This is a genomic window from Natrinema pellirubrum DSM 15624, assembly GCF_000230735.2.
GTDB lineage: Archaea > Halobacteriota > Halobacteria > Halobacteriales > Natrialbaceae > Natrinema > Natrinema pellirubrum.
In genome coordinates this window covers 1,383,615-1,401,327 of record NC_019962.1, presented here as the reverse complement: position 1 = coordinate 1,401,327, position 17,713 = coordinate 1,383,615, and the positions used below count along the sequence as shown (strand labels likewise).

Annotated in this window: 20 protein-coding genes; 10 read left to right on the top strand and 10 right to left on the bottom strand. The window is 67.1% G+C overall.

Annotated elements, in window-relative coordinates; genetic code table 11:
• On the bottom strand, positions 1-1,002 hold the full coding sequence (locus NATPE_RS06800) for a hypothetical protein (RefSeq protein WP_006179488.1): 1,002 nt from the start codon (positions 1,000-1,002) through the stop codon (positions 1-3).
• Positions 1,003-1,128: 126 nt separating this feature from the next.
• Between NATPE_RS06800 and NATPE_RS06795 the strand changes: the two genes are divergently transcribed.
• Together NATPE_RS06795 and NATPE_RS06790 are read left to right on the top strand one after the other, a co-directional pair.
• A complete protein-coding gene (locus tag NATPE_RS06795; protein WP_015298855.1) occupies positions 1,129-1,815 on the top strand; it encodes an MBL fold metallo-hydrolase in 687 nt (228 codons plus the stop codon).
• Between the two features lie 92 nt (positions 1,816-1,907).
• Positions 1,908-2,342, top strand: coding sequence for a hypothetical protein (locus NATPE_RS06790; protein ID WP_006179490.1), 435 nt, complete (start codon positions 1,908-1,910; stop codon positions 2,340-2,342).
• Between the two features lie 157 nt (positions 2,343-2,499).
• Here the strand turns inward: NATPE_RS06790 and NATPE_RS06785 are convergent, their stop codons facing one another.
• Entirely contained in the window at positions 2,500-2,766 is a 267-nt protein-coding gene (locus NATPE_RS06785) for an elongation factor 1-beta (protein WP_006179491.1), read from the bottom strand.
• Between the two features lie 2 nt (positions 2,767-2,768).
• The gene (locus NATPE_RS06780; protein WP_006179492.1) at positions 2,769-2,948 is read right to left on the bottom strand and encodes an HVO_2753 family zinc finger protein; all 180 of its coding nucleotides are present in this window, start codon (positions 2,946-2,948) and stop codon (positions 2,769-2,771) included.
• 307 nt (positions 2,949-3,255) lie between these two features.
• Between NATPE_RS06780 and nreA the strand changes: the two genes are divergently transcribed.
• The gene (gene nreA / locus NATPE_RS06775; RefSeq protein ID WP_006179493.1) at positions 3,256-4,557 is read left to right on the top strand and encodes a DNA repair protein NreA; all 1,302 of its coding nucleotides are present in this window, start codon (positions 3,256-3,258) and stop codon (positions 4,555-4,557) included.
• Between the two features lie 216 nt (positions 4,558-4,773).
• Positions 4,774-6,210: an arginine/ornithine antiporter ArcD gene (arcD, locus tag NATPE_RS06770; protein WP_006179494.1), complete on the top strand. Its 1,437-nt coding sequence runs from the start codon at positions 4,774-4,776 to the stop codon at positions 6,208-6,210.
• 6 nt (positions 6,211-6,216) lie between these two features.
• On the opposite strand, the gene NATPE_RS06765 is transcribed toward arcD, so the two are convergent.
• The 3 genes from NATPE_RS06765 to NATPE_RS06755 form a co-directional block, all read right to left on the bottom strand.
• Entirely contained in the window at positions 6,217-7,293 is a 1,077-nt protein-coding gene (locus tag NATPE_RS06765) for an AI-2E family transporter (protein ID WP_006179495.1), read from the bottom strand.
• A 68-nt stretch (positions 7,294-7,361) separates the two neighbouring features.
• Positions 7,362-8,057 carry a CPBP family glutamic-type intramembrane protease gene (locus NATPE_RS06760; protein ID WP_049804828.1) on the bottom strand — a complete coding sequence of 232 codons (696 nt, stop codon included), beginning with the start codon at positions 8,055-8,057 and terminating at the stop codon, positions 7,362-7,364.
• 4 nt (positions 8,058-8,061) lie between these two features.
• Positions 8,062-8,349, bottom strand: a complete 288-nt coding sequence (locus NATPE_RS06755; RefSeq protein ID WP_006179497.1) for a DUF5789 family protein — start codon at positions 8,347-8,349, stop codon at positions 8,062-8,064.
• Positions 8,350-8,585: 236 nt separating this feature from the next.
• Between NATPE_RS06755 and NATPE_RS06750 the strand changes: the two genes are divergently transcribed.
• Positions 8,586-9,554 (top strand): DUF7139 domain-containing protein, encoded by a 969-nt coding sequence (locus NATPE_RS06750; protein WP_006179498.1) that lies wholly within the window; start codon positions 8,586-8,588, stop codon positions 9,552-9,554.
• A 66-nt stretch (positions 9,555-9,620) separates the two neighbouring features.
• Complete coding sequence (locus NATPE_RS06745; RefSeq protein ID WP_006179499.1) at positions 9,621-9,944, top strand: DMT family transporter; 324 nt, start codon at positions 9,621-9,623, stop codon at positions 9,942-9,944.
• A gap of 19 nt (positions 9,945-9,963) precedes the next feature.
• Here NATPE_RS06745 and NATPE_RS06740 read toward each other — a convergent pair whose 3' ends face one another.
• Together NATPE_RS06740 and NATPE_RS06735 are read right to left on the bottom strand one after the other, a co-directional pair.
• Positions 9,964-10,449 carry a metal-dependent hydrolase gene (locus NATPE_RS06740; RefSeq protein ID WP_006179500.1) on the bottom strand — a complete coding sequence of 162 codons (486 nt, stop codon included), beginning with the start codon at positions 10,447-10,449 and terminating at the stop codon, positions 9,964-9,966.
• Positions 10,450-10,558: 109 nt separating this feature from the next.
• On the bottom strand, positions 10,559-11,071 hold the full coding sequence (locus NATPE_RS06735; RefSeq protein ID WP_006179501.1) for a CinA family protein: 513 nt from the start codon (positions 11,069-11,071) through the stop codon (positions 10,559-10,561).
• Positions 11,072-11,180: 109 nt separating this feature from the next.
• On the opposite strand from NATPE_RS06735, the gene NATPE_RS06730 reads away from it, so the two are divergent.
• The 3 genes from NATPE_RS06730 (at position 11,181) to NATPE_RS06720 (ending at position 15,079) form a co-directional block, all read left to right on the top strand.
• Entirely contained in the window at positions 11,181-12,281 is a 1,101-nt protein-coding gene (locus tag NATPE_RS06730; RefSeq protein ID WP_006179502.1) for a pyridoxal phosphate-dependent aminotransferase, read from the top strand.
• Between the two features lie 73 nt (positions 12,282-12,354).
• Positions 12,355-13,797 carry a glycosyltransferase family 2 protein gene (locus NATPE_RS06725; RefSeq protein WP_006179503.1) on the top strand — a complete coding sequence of 481 codons (1,443 nt, stop codon included), beginning with the start codon at positions 12,355-12,357 and terminating at the stop codon, positions 13,795-13,797.
• Between the two features lie 67 nt (positions 13,798-13,864).
• Positions 13,865-15,079: an ArsA family ATPase gene (locus NATPE_RS06720; protein WP_006179504.1), complete on the top strand. Its 1,215-nt coding sequence runs from the start codon at positions 13,865-13,867 to the stop codon at positions 15,077-15,079.
• A 50-nt stretch (positions 15,080-15,129) separates the two neighbouring features.
• On the opposite strand, the gene NATPE_RS06715 is transcribed toward NATPE_RS06720, so the two are convergent.
• Positions 15,130-15,519 carry a hypothetical protein gene (locus NATPE_RS06715; RefSeq protein WP_006179505.1) on the bottom strand — a complete coding sequence of 130 codons (390 nt, stop codon included), beginning with the start codon at positions 15,517-15,519 and terminating at the stop codon, positions 15,130-15,132.
• Positions 15,520-15,607: 88 nt separating this feature from the next.
• Between NATPE_RS06715 and NATPE_RS22130 the strand changes: the two genes are divergently transcribed.
• On the top strand, positions 15,608-15,745 hold the full coding sequence (locus NATPE_RS22130; RefSeq protein WP_157557350.1) for a hypothetical protein: 138 nt from the start codon (positions 15,608-15,610) through the stop codon (positions 15,743-15,745).
• A 102-nt stretch (positions 15,746-15,847) separates the two neighbouring features.
• Here the strand turns inward: NATPE_RS22130 and purF are convergent, their stop codons facing one another.
• Positions 15,848-17,320, bottom strand: a complete 1,473-nt coding sequence (gene purF, locus NATPE_RS06710) for an amidophosphoribosyltransferase (protein ID WP_006179506.1) — start codon at positions 17,318-17,320, stop codon at positions 15,848-15,850.
• Positions 17,321-17,713 lie beyond the last annotated feature (393 nt).

Sequence of the window (17,713 nt, the reverse complement as noted above, 5' to 3'; positions counted from 1 at the left end):
CTACTCCCCGGTCCGGGCCCGTCGTGCGAGTTGCGAGCGGAAGATCGGTTCGAACCCCTCGAGATAGGCGCGTACGTCGAACGATTCGCCGTCGCCGCAGGCGTCGATTGCGGTTTCGAACTCGCGCTCCCACCGTTCGACGAAGGTGGTCTCGATGCCGGACTCGCGGATCCGCTCGATCACGTCCGCGACGGCCACGTCGGTCGGTTCGTTCCGGAGCGCCCGAAGCTCCGCGGGTGAGACGAGTCCGGACTCGAGGGCCCGAACGGCGACGCCGGAGCTGTAATCACCCTCGACGAGTTCCCGCTCCCAGGTGGCGAGCCAGTTGCCGATTCGTGCCATCCGCTGGCCGTGATCGACGACGGTCCGGAGCGTCGAGAGGTCGCGCGGATCGAACGCGCTCGCGTTCGCGATGTCGATATCGGCGAACGGAAAGAGCATCATGTTGTAGACGTCGTAGGTCAGGAGTTCGCGCTCGCTCGCGAGGCCGGGTTGGCGGGCCAGCAGCGCCGAGTAGTCGACCGACTGGAGCGCCTGTCGAACGTCGAACCGAAACAGAGCCTCGAACTCGGCGGCGCGCGGACCCGCCCGAAACTGCTCGCAGAGCGCGTCCCAGAGCTCCCGCTGGAACCGGACGTACTCGCCGTCGACGCCCGCTCGCGTCGGATCGGCCGCGCGGGCGTCGAACGGTACGATGCGGAGTTCCTCGAGGGTCGCGCGGTCGCCGTGGCGTTCGGCGATGTCGTCGATGACCGTGATGAACATCGTCGCGAGGACCTTCGCATCGTGGACGCGCTGTTCGGCCCCATCGTCGACACAGGACAGTCGGAACGCCGGTTCGACCGCGTCGAACCACAGCCACGTCGACCGGTCACGGTCGCCGATCCGCTCGTCGTAAGCGTCGGCCAGCGGCTGTACCGTCTCCGAAAGGGTCCGCTGTGATGCGTTCGAGAACGGGTCCGATTCGACCTCGAGGGGCGAACCTCTCGATTCGAGTGCCATTATCGATAGTTTTGTCTCCCGAGAAAAAGTATTTTATTGCAAATCATTATAGTATCTTTTTGAGTGACGGACGCCGTGGCGGTCAGAGGCGAACGATCTTTCGTGGTCGGCGTCGACGGCTCGAGCATGGCGACTGATGAACGCGACGCGGGCGTCCACGTGCTGCCGCTGACGGTGGAGTACGGCGGTCGAGAGATAACCATCACGCCGACGCTCGTCGAGACCGAGCGCGGCCCGATCCTGATCGACGCCGGCCCGGAGGGGGCCCGCGAGGGGATTCGAACGCACCTGCGGTCGCTCGGCTACGAACTGACGGACGTGTGGCTGATTCTGATTACGCACCACGACGGCGATCACGCCGGCGGCCTCGCGGCCTTGCTCGAAGACGTCGATGCAGTCGTCGCGACCCATCGGGCGGAAGCGCCGTACGTGCGCGGCGAGCGCGAACCGATCAAGGGCGACGGCGACCGGTATCCGCCGGCTGCTGTCGACATCGAACTAGCAGCTGGCGTTCGGTTCCCGACGCTGGCCGGGCCGATGGAGGTCGTGGCGACACCGGGACACGCACCTGGCCACGTCTCGCTATACCTCCCCGAGGGGAACCTGCTGATCGCCGGCGACGCGCTCGTCGCGGACGGTGACGAGCCGCTATCCGGGCCAAAACCCCACTTCACGCCGGAGATGGAGCAGGCGACCGAATCGGTCGGGCGACTGGCCGATCGCGAGATCGATCACGTGGTGTGCTTTCACGGCGGTTACGTGGATCGGGGGTCCGAGCGGATTCGAGAGATCCACGAGGAGCTGCGAGCGTAAGGCGACCGCGCCGGACCCGAATCGGGTCGTTACACGGGGCTCGAGGGACCGAAGCGGAATTCTCATCGGTGTCGGTCGCGTAGGGACGGCCAATGCGACTCGAACTCCGCGTCTGCCAGCACTGTCTCGACGGCGATCACGGCAACGAGAAGCGGACGGCCCTGCTCAACGATATGGTAAACTGCGCCGAACAGATCAAGAAACACAAGGAGGTCATCGACCTCGACGAAGTCCACATCCGCAGAGTCAAAGACGACGAACCGGGCAAACCCGCGGCGCTGCCGGTCGTCTCGGCGACGCTCCAGAACGATCAGGTCGTGTTGAACGACACGCAACTCGTCGCGGAGGGCCAAGACGGGAACATGCTGCTCTATGCGAACCCCGACGACGTGTTGACCGTCCTCGCGGGGAACCTAGACGAGATCAGCAAGGCCGTCACCGAGGACGTGACCGTCGACCTCTCGCCGATCGGCGCGGAGATCGTCTCGGAGGCCGATCTCGGTGCGAACCGCGAGCAGGAGCAGTAAGCGGTCGAACCCGGCACTGCCGCTCCGCTGTCATCCGTTTTCACGCCGTTTTCGCCGACGTCGGCTCGAGCGTTGCCGGTCCCCGTCTCGGACGGAGCAATCGACGGTGCCGTGGCTCACGACTGACAAAAACAGCCGAAAATCGGCCAGTGACTGGTTATATTCGGCCGACGTTTTCGACTTCGACGCTTTCGACGCCGTCGACGTCGCCGAAGTTCTCCTCGACGGTCTCCGTGCCGCCCGAACCGTCAGGGACGATCACGGTGGGGTAGAGCGCGACGAGCCCGAACGCGACATCGTCGCGTTCGACGCCGTTGATCTTCGCACCCTCGGGGAGGGCACTCTCGAGGCGCTCCTGAAGCGCGTCCAGATCGATTTCGGGGCTGTCCGGCATGACCTTGATTTTGGCGGCTACCTTACCCATTGTTACGGACCCATGAACCCGCAGTCGGGGCACTCGTAGAGGTTGCTCTGCTTGCGACACTTGGCACAGCGGTAGATCTGCTCGCCGCAGTCGGGGCATTTGAACGCGGCGGCGTTCGTGCCCGCGATGTTGAGCCCACAGGAGACGCAGGAACGCGTCTCTCGGTCGTCGGTCGTACTCATATCCATTCTTTCCCGCCCGCCGTTTTTAACGGTTGTCTTTCCACGTTCCCCAATGACTGGCAATCGGTACCATTACCCACAAATCGGGTTGGAACGGCGTCCGACCCCCGCCGTAGCGTTTTCCGATCCTGAAAATACGCTGGCGGCTATTTTATGTCCCCGTGTGATGGTTGGGATGAGGTTCGGTTACTCGACGCCCGACCGAACCTCTGCCTCTGACATTCTGTTCGGACTCGCCTCCGAGAGCGTGCCGACCGCCGGCCCGAACGACGAACATTCAAACCCGTGCCGGCCCTACGTCGACTGAATGCGCCTCGACGACTACATCGAGGAGTTAGAGCCCGACGAGGAGGCCGAGCGTCGCCGCCTCGCGAAGGAGAAATCCTACGCGATCACGGACCACTTGGAGGAGTTCGAACGGCAGTTCGACGACGCCTTGAGCGGCGATACGCTCGTCGGCTCGACCGCGCCCTCGATCTTCGTCGGGCGGTCGAACTACCCCGATATCCCCGTCGGGCTGCTCTCGCCCGTCGGCAACGAAAGCGACGCCGAAGAGTACGTCACCGATGGCGACTGGTATCGACAGGGGTACGCGATCGACGACGTCCTCCAGCGCCGGACCGGCCTCCTGAACTCCAACAAACGGGCCAACGTCGACTCGCCGTCGATCGCGAGCCGGCTGACCCCCTCGGTCCACGACACGTGGGACGGCTTCGTCGGCGTCCAGCGCGAGGTCGCCATCGCCGATCGCCCGGTCGACTTAGAGATCGGGCTGGACGACACGCCCGACCTCGGACTGGACGCGGGAACGGACGTTGCGACGCCCCGGGGCCCTCGAGCCAACGCCCGGAACGCGGACCTCACCGAGAACCCCCACGTCCCGCGGCCGGTCAAGAAGACCTTAGAGGACGACGACTGGCAGGCCGAGGGCGCGATGACCTATCTCTATCGCCGTGGCTTCGACGTCTACGAGATCAATTCGATCCTCTCCGCGGGTGCGCTCGGACAGACGAAACAGCGCCGGCTCGTCCCGACGCGGTGGTCGATCACGGCCGTCGACGACACCGTCGGGAAGTTCCTGCGCGGGTCCATTCGGAACGCGCCCAGCATCGACGAGGTGCAGGTCTGGGCCAACGAATACGTCGGTAACCGCTACTGGATCGTCCTGGCGCCGGGCAACTGGGAGTTCGAACTCGTCGAAATGAAAGCGCCGGGCAGCATCTGGAACCCAAACCCCGAAGACGACCTCTGGATGGCCAGCGCCTCGGAGGGCTATGAGGGCCGCTCGAGCTACGTCGAGGAGACCGCCGGTGCCTACTACGCGGCCCGGCTGGGCGTGTTGGAGTATCTCGAGTCGATCGGCCGGCAGGCGAAGTGTCTCGTCCTGCGGGAGGTAAGCGATGACTACTGGGCTCCCGTCGGCGTCTGGCAGGTCCGCGAGAGCGTCCGCAACGCCTTCGAGGGCCAGTACGGCGAGGCCGAAACCTTCCACGACGCGGTCTCGGAGGTCGCGACGCAGTTGCCGGTGCCGCTCGCCCGACTGCGCCGCAAGTCCGAACTCGCGGCCGGACTGCAGGCGAACCTGAGCGCCTTCTCGAGTCGAACCTGAGCGCCGACCGGCCGGTTTTCGACCGGCGGTCGATCACGGGACGGTTTTCGGATCAGTGTGAGCGAACGCACACGATTCCATCGTTCGATCCGCCGCCCCAAAAGTGACTGTGAGCGCGATATATAGCCGCTGCTGAATGTGGTCGCTGGTACCACTGTGCATGCTCTGTAGTAATGAATCGTTCAGCTTTTATGCCCCAAATGCATAACTCGGCCGATGACATTCGACTTCACACCGACGACGATCGACGACATAGCGCCCGAACGGCGGCCGTCGTTCGCGCTCGCGCTCGTTCCGGTCTTCGCAGTCGTCGCCTTCCTCGGGGTCGGATCGGCCGTCCTCGGGCTCGATCCGCACGTCCCGCTGCTGTGGAGTATCGTCTTCGTCGGCGCGTTCGGCATCTATCTCGGCTACGACTGGCCCGAACTCTCCGACGGCGTCGCAAACGGCCTCCTGATGGGGATCCAGGCGCTTTTGATCATCTTTACGATCTACGCGCTGATCGCCACCTGGGTCGAGGCGGGAACGATCCCGGCGATGATGTACTACGGCCTCGAACTGCTCACGCCATCGGTCTTCCTGCCCGTCGCGGCGATACTGGCAGCTGTCGTGGCGTTCTCGATCGGCTCCTCGTGGACCACGGTCGGGACGCTCGGGGTCGCGTTCGTGGGAATCGGCGCGGGGCTGGGCGTTCCCGCACCGATGACCGTCGGCGCGGTCATTTCGGGTGCCTACGCCGGCGACAAGCAGTCGCCGCTGTCGGACACGACCAACCTCGCGGCCGGCGTGACGAACACGCCGCTGTACGACCACATCCGTCGCATGCGAACGGGAACGGCCGTCGCCTTTGGCCTCTCCGTGGCCGGGTTCGCCGTTCTCGGACTGCAGGCCGCCGGCGAGATTCCGACCGACCGCGTCGTCGAGATCCAGACCGCGATCGCGGGCGCGTACGACCTCTCGGTCCTCGTCTTCCTGCCGCTCGTGGTCACCTTCGGACTGGCCCTCTATGGCTACCCCGCGCTCCCGACGCTCGTCGCCGGCGTCTTCGCCGGCGTCATCACCTCGATCGCGGTGCAGGGCACTGGCTTCGTCGCCGCCTGGGAAGTCTTCATGAGCGGAACCGCTCCCGAAACCGGGACCGACCTCGTGAACGACCTCCTCGCGACCGGCGGGCTCACCGGCTCGGCCTGGACGATCACCGTCGTCGTCGCCGCGCTCTCGCTCGGCGGCCTCCTCGAGCGGACCGGCGTCCTGGCGGTGCTGGCCCATCGCCTCTCGCAGGGCGTCCGCAGTTCCGGGAGCCTGATCGCCGGCACCGGCGCGTCGGCGATCCTCGTCAACGTGCTGACCGCACAACAGTACATGAGCATCGTCCTGCCGGGGCTGACGCTGCGGAACCTCTACGAAGAGTTCGACCTCGACAGCGAGGAACTCTCGCGGGCCGTCGAGGCCGCCGGGACGCCGACCGGTGCCTTGCTCCCCTGGCACGCCGGCGGCGTCTTCATGGCCTCCGCGACCGGCGTCCCCACCCTCGAGTACGCGCCGTTTTACCTGTTCGGGCTGTTGTCGCCGCTCGTGCTGTTCGTGATGGCGTTTTCCGGTCTGGGCGTGCCGACGACGAGTCGGCGCGAGCAGCCCAACTACGCCGACTGAGCGCGTTTATCGCTCCGTCTCGACGATCGGGGAGTCCCGTTCGATCTCGGTTCCCGACTCGGTCGAGACCGGCTCGAGACGGCGGTTCGCGACCCGCAACGCGGCGACGAACGCCCCGAGGATCACCGGGCCGGCGAACAGGCCGACGATGCCAAAGAGCGAAACCCCGCCGATGACGCCGAGCAAGGCCAGGGCCGGATGGAGCCCGGACCGGCGATCGACGAGGATCGATCGGAGGTAGTAGTCGGCGACGGCCAGCACGACGAGCCCATAGCCGAGCAGGACGGCCCCGCTCGCCGGCCCGTCCGCGGTCGCGTGGGCGATCGTAACCGGTCCCCAGACGAGCCAGACACCGACCGTCGGCAGGAACGACGCGAACAACAGGACCACCGCCAAGACGGTCGCGGAGGGCACGCCGAGCAGAGCCAATCCGATCCCGCCGAGCGTTCCCTGCACCACCGCCACGAGAACGTGACTGCGAAGCACTGCCCACGTGACCGTGTGGACCTCAGCGAACAACTCGTCGAGGACGGCCGCCTCGAGCGGGACCGTCCGGCGCAGCCAGGCGAGCAATGCGGGCCCGTCGACGAGCAGATAGTACAGCAAAAACACGAACGCGACCGTTCCGATCGCGACGTCGACGGCCGTCGAGAGGAGCCAGACCGACTGTTCGAGCGTAACGTCTACGACATTAGACCCCATCTCCTGGACCCGTGCCTGCAGTGCCGATTCGACGACTGCCACCGACTCCGCTTCGATACCGAGTTCGGTACGTGCCACCTCGCTCCCGTACGCGGTGATCCCCTCGATCGAGACGTTCTCGAGCGTCGAGGCAGTCGTTCGAACGACGATGAGCGAGACGAGCGCGAGCGGCACGAGGCCGGCGACGATCACGAAGGCGGTCAGTGCGAGCGCGGCGAGACGCTCGCCGAGCCGCGGTGCTAGCCGTTCGTACGCGGGTCGGAGGACGACCGCGAGCAGGCAGGCACCGAGGACGTACTCGAGCAGCGGGCGGACCAACAGGGCGGCGACGCCGGCGAGGACGGAGACGAGGAGGGCGAAAAACGACGTCCGGGCGTCCATACGCAATCCTCACGGCTGGCGGCCATAAGTGTTGGTATTCTATACTGTTAGCCGCGGCGAAAGGATCGTTAGATCGGGAGCGGGAGTGCCTCGAGGACGTGCAGGACCGGGGCCGGATCGAACAGCGGCTCGTGAATCACCAACCAGTCCAGTAAGACGAGCCCGCCGCCGTGGGCGACCACGGAGGGGAGAATCGAGTCTGAGGTGTAGTCGACGGCACCGAACAGGACGTCGGTCGGCCCCGACAGCAGGAACTCGATCGGCGGCTTCGACGTGTGGTGAAGCATGTAGACGACGGGGCTGATAAACACCGCGCCGAAGCCCAGTTCCCTGACCCCGACACACAACAGCCCCCGATAGTAGGTCTCGGCGGCCAGTGCGAGGACGAACAGCTTGATCGCGTGGGGGACGAACGCGGCCGGCGCGGCCGACGTCTCCCAGATCGGGTAGTACGCGCGGATCGTCGGCAACGTCGAGCCGACGAGATAGAACGGCAACACGAACAGTCCGAGCAGGGCCGCGTTCCTGACCGCTGTCCGGTCGACCCGCCACCCGACGTGTCGTCCGTGGGACAGCCCCAGTGCGAGCGGCCCGCCGATCAGGAGGATGCCGTCCACGAGGAGTCGATCGTCCAGCCTGTCGGGGACGAACCGCATCCACAGGGCCGTCAGGAGCGCTCCGAGCAGTAACGACTTCTGTACCCAGGAGAGGCTCAACCGCTGGCGAAGCCAGCGCACAGCGCGTCGATCCGACTCGGATCCCACGGTGTTACTCGTCGGCGGTCGGAATCGGGCCGGTCCCGATCACGTCCCGGACGTGGCCCTCGAACTCCCGTTTGCGCTGGAAGTACGTTTCGTCGACCGACTCGAGGATCGTCGATAGCTCGCGGGGACCGTCCGGCGTCCGAAGGACCGACTCGCCCTCCATTCGCTCCACCTCGCTTTTCTCCTTGGGCCAGGTCAGCCGCGAACTCACGCGGGCAAGCGGTGCGCCCTCGACGGGCGTGTGTGATCCGAGTTCGACGGCTGGCTCCGCGTCCTCGTCGTCGTCGCTCATGGCCAGTCGTTTGCGAGCGCAGTGATTCAAGCTTTCGCTTCCACGGATCACGGGAGCGGGTACACGGCCGTAATGGGTGGTCGACAGAACGCGGTGCGATCGGGATGGCCACCTGGCGACCCGGCTGGATACCCACCCCGTACAATACCCGCCGATCCGTCGACGACCCTCGATCCCTCTATGATCCGAAAGGTGTCTGACGTATCGTTTTGTGGGAGGACATCGAACGGGCTCGTATGACTAGCCTGACGGAGGTCTACGACGGGACCGCATCGGGGGTGACGAGTCGCCGGCTGTACGCCGGCACGACGCTCGTGATCCTCGGTGCGATCCTGGCCGTCGTGGCCGTCCTTGCGGCCACGACCGACCTCGTCGGCGGATACGCGGCTGCTCTCTCGAGCGGGATGGCGGCCCAGTACGCGACCGTCCGCGCCGCGGGGGTGTTGGCCGGCCTCGCCGTCCCGACGGCCCTCGTCGGCGTCTTCATCGTATTGCCGGCCAGCCGTCGCGTCCAGGCCGCGGCCGCGATCAGCGTGAGCCTCTGCCTGCTCGGGGTCGCGCTCTTCTGGTACGCCTACCCCCACCACTGGCGCAACTACGGCCAGCAACTGACCTTCGAGGTCTCGGTGGTCTACCTGCTCGGACTCCTCCCCGCGATCTGGTGTCTGTTCGCCGCCGTCGCTACGTTCAAACGGCGCAACGATCCCGGCGGGAACCTCGAGATGAACGTCACCCGCCACAACAGGACCGTCCTCGAGGTCGAGGAGAGCAACGATGACGGCGGTCTGGGCGGGATCGGCTTCCTCGGCGGGACCCCCGACGGTGACGTCGAGACACAGACCAACGCGGATGCCGACGCGGACGGCACGTCGCTGTCCTACGAGGAGGCCCCGGCCGATGGCCGGACCACGACCCGATCGGCGACTGCATCGCGATCGACCGGCGCCACCGGGCGAACCGTCGGCGCTGCGACCAGCGACGGCGGCTCGGCGGCTTCGGACATCTCCTCGCCGCTCGAGGGCGGCGACGCCGAGATCGTCGAATCCGAGTCCGCGGGCCCGACCGAGCCGACGGACCGCTACTGCGGGAACTGCGAACACTTCGAGTACGTCCGCTCCTCGGAGGGGATGGTCCCCTACTGTGCCCGCCACGAGACGGCCATGGACGACATGGACGCCTGCGAGGAGTGGACGCCGAACCGGTAGCTCGCTCCCGGCCGCATCGCTCGAGAACGGAAGCTATACTCGCCGCGGATCGATACCATCGATGGCATGTCGTGGCCCCTCCTGTTCGTCGCCGGTTGTTTCGAGATCGCGTGGGCGATCGGACTCGCGTACTCCGACGGCCTCTCGCGGCCAGTGCCCACGCTCGTGACCGGGGTCGCGATGCTCGTCAGCGTCGTCTTCCTCGCGCGGGCCGTCGAAGAGCTTCCAGTCGGGACGGCCTATGCGGTCTGGACGGGTATCGGGGCCGTCGGGACCGCATCGCTCGGAATCGTCCTCTTCGACGAGCCCGCGACGCTCGCCAGAATCGGGTTCATCGGCCTGATCGTCGTCGGGATCGTCGGGCTCCATCTCGTCAGCGGCGGGCCGTGACAGTGGGATAGCGAACCCGTTACAGCCCGAGCCCCTGCCGACCCAGCTCGAATCCCCACTGTGGAACCCGAAAGACGACCAGCGCGACCAGTGCGAGTTCGGCGACGGTGACGATCACCATCATGAGGTCGGCGCGCTTGCTGCTGACTGCGACCCCGATGGGCAGCCCGAACTCCTTCTTCCAGAGCGGATAAAACAACGCGATCCCGCGCTTGCTCCCCGCTACGTCGAGGACGTAATGGGTCAGGACGCCGACCCAGACGTACTCGAGGTTCCCGAAGACGTACGGAAAGGCCAGAAAGCCAAGGAGGATCGGCAGGTTGTGCAGCGTCTTCCGGTGTTTGCCGAAGGCGGTGTCGACGTCCGGAAAGAGCGCCCCCAGCGTCACCGGCACGCCGATCATCGCGATGGTTCTGAACGTCTCCAGACTCCCCGATGGCTCGAGCAGATACCCCAGCCCGATGCTCAACAGCACGGCGTTCAACACGTGTCCCTTCTTGTTCATTCACCCGACTCTGGGGAACCGACCCGGGAATAGCTTTCTCTCGAGACTGTCAGGTTTGCGAACCGATCTCGCGTCGGCGCGGGGCCGTCGGAGGCGACTCGCGGGCCGATCACCGCGCCTCGAGTTCGGCGAGCAGGTCCTCGAGGGCTTGATCGACGGTCTTCGCGCGGATTTCGGCCCGGTCGCCGTCGAAGACGTACCGGGAGACGGTGGTGTAGGAGTCCCCGCTGTCCCACGGGGCGGCGTGGGCGACGCCGATGTAGACGGTGCCGACCGGGTTCGCCTCGGTCCCGCCGGTGGGACCGGCGACGCCGGTCGTCGCGACGCCCCAGGTGACATCGGTCACGTCCCGGATCCCCTGTGCCATCTCGCGGGCGACGGGTTCCGAGACCGCGCCGTGGTCGTCGAGCGACTCGCGACTGACGCCGAGATGGCGGCGCTTGGCGTCGTAGGCGTAGGTCGTCAACCCCGAATCGAAGTAGTCGCTCGCGCCCGGCACGGCCGTGATCGCGGCGCCGATCAGCCCGCCGGTACAGGACTCGGCGACTGCGAGCAGCTCCTCGCGGTCGCGAAGCGCGTCGCCGACGGCCATCGGCAGCTCGCGGTCGATGTCGTCGTTCATATGCGGGTCGACGGACGCGGTCGTTGTCAAAGCGAGGGTCCGGGTCGTCACCTCGCGAGTACCGCCGGAAACGGAAAGACAAACGGTGGCCGTCGCCCCAGTGGGCCGCATGGACTACGAAACGCCGCTTTTCTTCCACGTGATGGAGTACGCGGACGCGGCGGACCGCGACGTGGTCGACATGGTCAGCGGCAACCCCGACTGGGAGCCCCCGGAGGCGCTCCGGGACGGCCTGCGCGAGTACGCCGACTTCGATCCCGACCGGTTCCAGTATCCAGCCAGCGAGGGGCTGTCCGAACTGCGCGAGGAGATCGCCGCCCGGCGCGGCGTCGACGCCGCCCAGATCGTCGTCACCAACGGCGCGGGCGAGGCCAACTACCTCGCGATGGCGCGGGCCCTCGAGCGCGACGCCGGGGACGAAATCCTGCTGACCGATCCCGTCTACTCCTACTATCCGGGCAAGACGACGATGCTCGGGGGCACCCAGCGGTACGTCGCGGCCGGCGCGGAGGGACAACTCGATCCCGCGGCAGTCCGCGCGGCCGCGAGCGACGAGACGGCCGCGATCGTCGTAAACACGCCGAACAATCCCACCGGCGCGGTCTACCCCGCCGAGACGATGCGGGAACTCGTCGCCGTCGCCGAGGACCACGACGCCGTTCTCATCAGCGACGAGGTCTACGACCACTACGACCTCTCCGGCCAGTTCGCGAGCGCGCTCGAGACGGAATCGACTCACCGGATCGTCACGAACGCCGTCTCGAAATCGATGGCCGTCACCGGTCTGCGGGTCGGCTACGTGATCTTCCCGCCGGAACTGGTCGCGGACGCCAAGAGCCGCCACATGCTGGTCAACGTCGCCACGACCCGCCCCGGCCAGTACGCGGCCCTGAAGGCCTTCCGCGAGACGGGCCCCGACTACTACGAGCGCAATCGTGAATTGCTCCGCGAGCGCGTCGACACCTTCACCGACGCGCTCGAGGCCGCCGGTGCCGAGTATACGACGCCACAGGGCTCGTTTTACGTGATGGCACGCTTCGACGGCTACCCCGGGACGCTCGCAAACGTCGAGCGCCTGATCGACGAGGCCGGCGTCGCGGGGATGCCCGGCGAGGCGTTCGGGGACTCCCGATCCGAGTGGCTGCGCTTTGCCCTCGTGACCCCGCGCGTCGAGGAGGCAGCCCGGCGGTTGGCGGCGTACTTCGACTGACCGTGCCGACCGTTCGGCGGCGACGATAGTCCGGCCGAAATACCAATACGTCGGGCGGCCAACCGACCACGTAATGCTGCTCGAGGCCGTCGTCGCCGTGTTCGTCCTGACTCAGGTGGCCTACTTCGTCGGCAACTGTGCGCTGGTGACGCTGCTCGTTCGCCGCTCCGACGCCCTGATCGACGACGGCACCGTAGAGCGGGTCGTCGCCGAGGCGGCCGAACGCGACCGTGAGCGGCCGCTGGCACGGCCCGATGGCGGACGGAACGCGGGGGTCGACGTCCCGTCGACGGACGAAGAGCGCCCCTCGAGCGGACCGCCGACCGCAGCCAGTTCGGGCTGTCGGCTCCCCCAGTCGGCGGTCCGTCAGCTCCGCGTTCTCGTCCCGATCTACCGCGAGTCGCCGGCCGTTCTCACGGAGACGCTGGATAACATCGCCACCCAGCGGTATCCGACCGCGGCCGTCTCCGTCTACGTCATCCACGAGCCCGACGATCCGACCGTCTCGGCGGTCCGCGAGGCGGTCACGGCTCGCGAGGACGACCTCGCCGTCGAGTTCGTCGCCGTCGACCGGGCGGCGCTCGCGGCCGACCGCGCGCCCGGCGACTGGACGTTCAGCGGGACCGGCGTCCCACGGACGAAAGCGGCCGCCCTGACCTACGCCTTCACGACGCTGTCGTTTTCGGCCGACGACGTCGTGACGGTCTTCGACTCGGACACGCAGGTGCCCCTCGATACGTTCGAACTCGCCGCCGCCGGCCTCACCGAGTGCGATATCGTGCAGGCAAAACAGACCGCGCGAAACGTCGACGACGGCTTCCTCCCGCTGCTCGAGTCGATGGGGATCGCAGCGTGGTCGGACCTCATCTACGCGAACTCGGCCGACGGCCCCTACCAGCTGCTGGGGAAGGCCTACTTCGTCCCGGCCGGCGTCCTCTACGACCTCGATCGATGGCAACTCGACGCAGTGACCGAGGACATGGCGCTTGGCGTCGCCGCCCACGAACGGGGCTGTACGCTCGGGATCATCGATCGCTACGTGCAGGACCTCTGTCCGGCCGACCTCGAGGCCTGGATCCGGCAGAAACGCCGCTGGGTCCGCGGCCCGTATCGGCACCTGCTGACGCCGGGCTGGTCCGGGCTCGAGCGCGCCCGGTTCTGGGCGGGTACCGTGTTGACCCAGCTGCTGGCGGTGACGAACGTCCTTGGCCTGCCGGTCGGGCTCGCTGTCCTCTGGCTGACCCTCACCGGCTCGGCCGGCGTCGTCCCCGGGTCGCTGCTCCCGCTCGTCGCGTTCAACGGCGTCGTCTGGTGTTACTACAGCTGGCGGTCCTACCGCGCGGCCTGGGAGGCGATCGCCTTCGACAGCCGGTGGGAACAGGTCCGGTACTCGCTGGTCTCGAACCCGATCACGCAGGCGCTGTACGCGACGCTGTGGGCCGTCCCGATCTGTCTGGCGCTCGCCGACGCCGTCCGTGGCGTCGTCCCGACGTTCGACGTGACGCCCAAGGACTGATCGAGGGCGGCACGATCGTCCGCGGGAGACCGACGAATACTCCTGTCGGGACCGGGAACGGCGGCGTATGAGCGGCATCGACGTCGAACCGGTCGACGAGGAGGAGCGGGGGAAAAGCGACGACGGCGACCACACTATCGAGGTAACGCCGACCGACTCCGTCGGCGACGAGGAGCCAGCCGAGCGCGAGACCGTCGACGTCGAGCCGTCCGACGAGCCGATCGACGGCCCCGACTACGTCCTCTACGGCGGGAAAGGCGGCGTCGGGAAGACGACCATGGCGGCCGCGACGGCGCTGGACAGCGCCCGCGGCGGCACGTCGACGCTGGTCGTCTCGACGGACCCGGCCCACTCGCTGTCCGACACGTTCGAGACAGAGATTCCGGCCGAGCCCGGCCGAATCCGGGACGATATCCCACTCTACGCGGCCGAGATCGATCCCGAAACCGCCCTCGAGGAGGGAGAGACGCCCTTCAGCACGGGCGAGGGTTCGGACGAGACGGACCCCTTCGCTGGCGGCGAGGCGGGCGGCTCGCCCTTCCCCGGCGGCGAGGGGGACGCGGGCGGGCCGCTCGGTGGCCTCGGCGACATGCTCGGCGGCGAGTCGCCGATGGATGCCCTCTTCGGCGGCGCGATGCCCGGTGCCGACGAGGCCGCCGCCATGCAGCTCCTGCTCGAGTACATGGACGACCCGCGGTTCGAGCGCGTGGTGGTCGATACGGCACCGACCGGCCACACCCTCCGGCTCCTGCAGCTCCCCGAGATCATGGACACGATGATGGGCCGCATCATGAAACTCCGCCAGCGCCTCGGCGGGATGCTCGAGGGCGTCAAGGGGATGTTCGGCGGCGACGCGCCCGACGACGGCGACGACCTCGAGGACCTCGAAGTCCTGCGAGAGCGCATCGAGCGCCTGCGGGCGGCCCTGCGCGACCCCACGCGGACGGACTTCCGGATCGTCATGGTCCCCGAGGAGATGAGCGTCTTCGAGTCCAAGCGCCTGCGGGCGCAACTCGAGGAGTTCGGGATTCCGGTCGGTACCGTCGTCGTCAACCGCGTGATGGAACCCCTGTCGAACGTCACCGACGACGTCCACGGCGAGTTCCTCCAGCCGAACCTCGAGGACTGTGAGTTCTGTCAACGGCGCTGGGACGTCCAGCAGAGTGCCCTCGCGGAGGCACAGGAACTGTTCCGCGGCACCGACGTTCGACGCGTGCCGCTGTTCGCCGATGAGGTCCGGGGCGAGGGCATGCTCGAGGTCGTCGCCGCCTGTCTGCGGTAGTCGCCAGCCCCCGCCGAACCGGTACCCGATCGGCCGCCTGTTCGCGACCGCTACTCCGCGTCCTCGTTCCCGCCGTCCCATTCGCCGCCGACCCGGTCGACGCCCATCATGGACTCGCCGGGGTGTTCGGTGAAGACGACCTTCATGTTCGACTCGGGAACGTCGAACGTCTCGCCGACGTACGCCATCGTCTCGAGCCCGAACGCGCGCTTTCGCTCGAACGACCGACCGCGACGGATCTCGGCGTCGAGAAAGAGCAGCGGGCCGTCGACGGCGCGCCCGAGGTGGAGGTCGGCCGCCCCGCGCTCGCGGATCGAGACGGCGACGTGCCCCGCCGTCGTCGCCATCTCGTCGGTGTACAGCTCCGTCACCCGGTCGGCGAGAGCGGTCTTTTCCTCGTCCGAGAGCGACAGTGCCGTGTCGAACTGCAACAGCGGCATACCTCGAGTCGACCGGCCACGGGCTTGGGCGTTCCGGCGGGGAGCCGAACGGCATCGGTATTCTATGGCGTCATCCTGCTGTTCAGCGGTGGGTGGGCTCCCGATCGCGTGGGGGATCGAGATCCGAACGCTCCCGACGGAGTTCGCGGACGCGTTTCAGGGAGCGGTACAGGAGGACACCGATTACGACCGCGAGCGCCGGCGGCGCGAGCGGGCCGACGACTGACCCGGAAGCCGCGCATCGCGCGGCTGGAGGGGAAAGAAGAGTGCTTTTCATCAAAGTTTTGCCGAGGGCGCGCCTCCGGCGCGCCCGCAGCGCAAAAGTTTGTTAGTCGTCCGCGGCCAGCTGCTGGCCGCCGATGTCGGGCCGGCTGACGTCGCGGTCGGTCTCCTCGCCCTCGATGTCGTAGGGGTACTCGCCGGTCACACAGCCTAGACAGAGGTCGATGCGCTCTTTCCCGAGGACGTCGGCGACGGCGTCGGTCGAGAGGTAGGCAAGACTGTCGGCGGCGATCTCGTCGCGGATCTCGCCGACGGACTTGTCCGCGGCGATGAGTTCCTCGCGGGTGGCCATGTCGATCCCCATGTAACAGGGGGCGACGATCGCGGGCGCGCCGATCCGGACGTGGACCGCCTCGGCCCCGCAGTCCTTGAGGAGTTGAACGAGCTGGGTCGAGGTCGTCCCGCGGACGATCGAGTCGTCAATGACCGTGACGGTCTTGCCCTCGATCGTCGACTTGATCGGGTTGAGCTTGAGCCGCACCGCACGCTCGCGCTCGTCCTGGGTCGGCATAATGAACGTCCGGCCGACGTAACGGTTCTTCATCAGTCCCTCGGCGAACTCGACGCCGTCGTCGTCGGCGTCGCGGGCCTCGCCGTCGGCGGTCGTCTCGCCTGCCGCGTCCGCGTAGCCGGAGGCGAACGCGCGCCCGGAGTCGGGGACCGGCATCACGACGTCGGTCTCGACGCCGCTTTCCTCCCAGAGCTTGCGCCCGAGGTTCCGGCGGGCCTCGTAGACCAGCGTGTCGTCGATGACGCTGTCGGGACGGGCGAAGTAAACGTGTTCGAAGAAACAGTGGGCGGTGTTCTCGTTCTCGACGAGCTGGTAGGAGTCGAAGCCTTCGCCGTCCTCCTGGAGAACGACCAGCTCGCCCGGCCGAACGTCGCGGACGAGTTCCCCGTCGAGTGTGTCGATCGCTGCCGACTCCGAGGCGAGGATGTAGCCGTCCTCGAGTTTCCCGATACAGAGCGGGCGATTGCCCTGCGGGTCGCGTACGCCCAGCACGGTATCGTCGTGGGTGATCGTCAGTGAGTACGAGCCGTGGATCCGGCCCATCGTGTGCTTGACCGCGCGGACGAGGTCCTCCTCGAGCAGGTTGCGCGCGAGGTCGTGGGCGATGACCTCGGTGTCGCCGTCGCTGGTGAAGGCATGACCCGCGGCGGCGAGTTCGTCGCGGATCTCGTCGGCGTTGACGAGGTTGCCGTTGTGTGAGAGGCCGAGCGAGCCGCTCTTGAACGAGACGGAGAACGGTTGGGCACACGAGGAGTCGACCGAGCCGGCCGTCGGATACCGGACGTGGCCGATCCCCGCAGCGCCGGTCAGTTCGTCGAGATCGCCCTCGCCGAAGGCGTCACCCACGAGCCCCATTTCGACGTGGCTGTGCTGCTGGAACCCGTCGTGGGTGACGATACCGGCGGACTCCTGACCGCGGTGCTGGAGCGCGTACAGCGCGTAGTACAACGGTCGTGCCGCGTCCCGACCGTCGAGTGAGACGCCGACGACGCCGCACTTTTCGGTCATTCCTGTTCGCCGGGGAGTCTCGCCCCGCCCATCAGTCATGGGTGTTCGTAGGGCACCGAGACGATAAAAATCCCCGTGTTTGTGGTGCTTCGGCTCCCCATCGACCAGAATTATATGCGCGTTTGTGTATATCTCGTCGAAGACTGCGTGACGGCCTGTCACGTCACGGCGGGAACGGTCGACTGACCTCGGGTCCCGCGCTCGGTGATGACGTGCCGGATTGCCTGCCCAGTCGGGAGGGTCTCGTGGCGGGTCGAACCCCAAGTGCGTGCGTACCCGGTATCGGAGCCGCCCGGATCCGGCCGTTGGGGGTCTGTCGTGTCCGGCACATAACAGTTCGCCGACGGCAACGGCCGGTGGTCCGAACGCTTTATCGTTGAGAAACGTGTGACG